The organism is Stenotrophomonas sp. HMWF003 (assembly GCF_003061285.1).
GTDB lineage: Bacteria > Pseudomonadota > Gammaproteobacteria > Xanthomonadales > Xanthomonadaceae > Stenotrophomonas > Stenotrophomonas maltophilia_AP.
In genome coordinates this window covers 1-2987 of record NZ_QAIW01000446.1, presented here as the reverse complement: position 1 = coordinate 2987, position 2987 = coordinate 1, and the positions used below count along the sequence as shown (strand labels likewise).

The following is a 2987-nucleotide window of genomic DNA, read 5'->3' as shown; positions in this document are numbered from 1 at the left end:
GGCGGGGGGAAAGCGTGCGCCTGGATACCGCATGGCGACTGGATTTCCCCGATACGGCCGTCACCCTGACCGTGGGCGACTTCTACAGCGGCTTCGTCGACTGGAGCCGACCGGTGCGCGTGGGCGGCGTACAGGTCGGACGCAACTACGGCCTGCAACCCTATCGCGTGCTGACCCCCACCCCGACCTTCCTCGGCGAGGCAGTGGTGCCCTCCAATGTGGAGCTGTATGTGGACGGCCTGCGCCAGTACAACGGCGAGGTCCCGGTCGGCCCGTTCCAGCTGGCCGCGCAACCGGGCATCAGCGGCACCGGCAACGCCCAGGTGGTCATCACCGACGCGTTCGGCCGCATGCAGACCCTGGACTTCGCGTTCTACGGCGCCCAGCAGCTACTGGCCAAGGGGTTGTCGGACTGGTCGGCGGGTGTGGGCCGGATGCGCCGCGACTACGGCATCCGCTCGTTCGGCTACGAATCGCCGGTGATCGGCAGCGCGACCTGGCGCCACGGTGCCAGCGACAGCTTCACCGCCGAGGCGCATCTGGAAGGCGGCGGCGGAGTGCTCAATGGCGGTGCCGGTGGCTGGTGGCTGCTCGGCGGCGCCGGGGTGCTCAACGCCGCCTACGCGCACAGCCGCATGGATGGCCTGCAGGGCGGCCAGTACTCGCTGGGGTACAGCTGGAACAACCGGCACTTCAACCTCAACCTGCTCACCCGGCGCAGCCATGGCGACTACCGCGACCTGGGCGCGCTGCAGAACACACTGCCGCCGGACATCAGCGAACAGGCCACCGTGGGCATCAACCTGGAGCGCGCCGGCTCGCTCAGCGCCAGCTACCTGCGGTTGCGCTATCCCGACGGCGATGACAACCGTTACGCCAGCCTGTTCTGGTCGCGCAGCTTCGGCGAACGCTGGTCGGCCTACCTGTCGTTCAACCAGAACCTGTCCGACAGCGACGACCGCAGCGCCTACCTGTCGGTGTCGGCCGCGCTGGGTCGCAACCGCCAGAGCAGCGTGTCGGCGCAGCGCAACGGCGAGCGCATGACCTACGTGGCCGATCTGTCCCAACCGGTGCCGGGCGATGGCAGCCAGGGCGGGGTTGGCTGGCGCGTGCAGGCACGCGGTGGCGACGACGGCGCCGGCGGGCTGGCCGAGCTGGGCTGGCTCAACCGGGTGGGCCGTTACGCGCTGGGCTACTCGCGGCAGGGCGATTTCGACTACGGCTATGCCAGCGCCAGTGGCAGCCTGGTGTGGATGGGCGGGCACCTGTTCGCGGCGCGCGAAGTGTCCGATGCGTTCGCGCTGGTCTCCACCGACGGCCATCCCGGCATCCCGGTGCGGCTGGAAAACCGCCTGATCGGCAGCACCGACCGCAACGGCCTGCTGCTGGTGACCTCGCTGCTGTCCTGGCAGCGCAACCGGCTCTCGATCGACACCCTGGACCTGCCCGCGGACATGCGCGCCGACCGCGTGGACGCCTGGGTCACCCCGCGCCAGAGCGCCGGGCTGGGCGTGGACTTCGGCCTGCGCCGCACCCTGGCCTGGAGCGTGCTGCTGCAGGACGCTGCCGGCGTGCCGCTGCCGGTGGGCAGCACCGTGATGCTGCCCGGCGGGCGTACCGCCACGGTGGGCTACGACGGCGAAACCTACCTGGAAGACGTGGCGTTGCCGGCCGACCTGCAGGTGCAGCTGCCCGACGGCCGCTGCAGCGTGCGGCTGGCCCCGGTGGTGGCCCCCACCTCGCCCGGCACCACGCGGATCGGCCCGCTGCGCTGCCTGCCGGTACCGGCGCGATGAACACCGTGCGGTTGATCGCCCTGCTGCTGGGACTGGCACTGGCCTGCCTTGTCGCCCCGGCGCGCGCCGATACCACCTGCACCGCCACCGCGCCCACCGCACTGGCGTTCGGCACCGTCACCAATGGCGCGGCCACCGCGACCAACGCCATGACCAGCTTCACCATCACCTGCACCACCGCCGCGCTGAGCATCCTCGGCAGCGCCAGCGTGCGCGCCTGCCTGAAGATCGGCACCGGCAGCACTGGCAGCACCCTGCTGCCGACCCGCAGCATGACCAACGCCAGCGCCGACCCGATGGCCTTCCAGCTGTATACCAATGCGGGGCGCACCACCGTGTGGGGCACGGTGCCGGGTGGGACGCCGCCCGCCGCGGTGGTCACCCTCAGTTACGCCGTTCCCTTGCTCACCGGCGGCAGCGGCGCCCAGACAATCACGCTGTACGGGCAGGTGCCGGCCGCGCAGGTGCTGTCGGCCGGCAGCTTCGCGAGCAATTTCACCGCGGCCAACGTGAGCCTGGAATACGCCTACAACGAGAGCATCATCGGCACCGCGCAGCCGCCGGCGCTGTGCACCACGGCCAGCGGCGTCAGCGGCCACAAGACCGCCGACAGCGCCTTCCCGTTCACGGTCAGCGCCAATGTGCTGCCCCAATGCAGCACCTACATCACCACCGACATGGATTTCGGCAGCAATGCCGGCGCGATCACCGCCAACCTGGACCGCACCTCCACCATCGGCCTGACCTGCATCAACCGCACCGCCTACAGCATCGGCCTGGACAACGGGCTGAGCGCGCAGGGCACCACCCGGCGCATGCGTTTCACCGCACCGGACAGCAGCGTCTACTACATCCCCTACGAGCTGTACCGCGACCCGGCACGCTCGCAGCGCTGGGGCAACACCCTCAACATCGACACCCGGTCCGGTACCGGCAACGGCGCGGCGCAGACGCTCACGGTGTACGGGCGGGCCCCGCCCACCACGGGCGCGGTTCCCGCCCAGGGCAGCTATAACGACGTGATCACCGTCACCATCACCTATTGAACTAGTCGGCACATCTACTCAAGCGGCTGCGATCACGGCCGTTAACGGTCGCATCCCCCGCCGTGCGATGTTCGATGCCCCCGCGATCGCCCTCCTTCGCTTTGGCCAGCCTGCTGGCCCTGTGTGCCGCCGGATCGTCCGCCAC

2 protein-coding genes are annotated in these 2987 nt (G+C 70.1%); both read left to right on the top strand.

The window, feature by feature from the left end:
- Positions 1-1796 (top strand): fimbria/pilus outer membrane usher protein (locus DBR34_RS19715; protein WP_258224166.1); only part of this gene is annotated, 1796 nt, incomplete at its 5' end.
- On the top strand, positions 1793-2842 hold the full coding sequence (locus DBR34_RS19710; RefSeq protein WP_128098039.1) for a spore coat U domain-containing protein: 1050 nt from the start codon (positions 1793-1795) through the stop codon (positions 2840-2842). The genes DBR34_RS19715 and DBR34_RS19710, both read left to right, overlap by 4 nt.
- Positions 2843-2987: the final 145 nt, after the last annotated feature.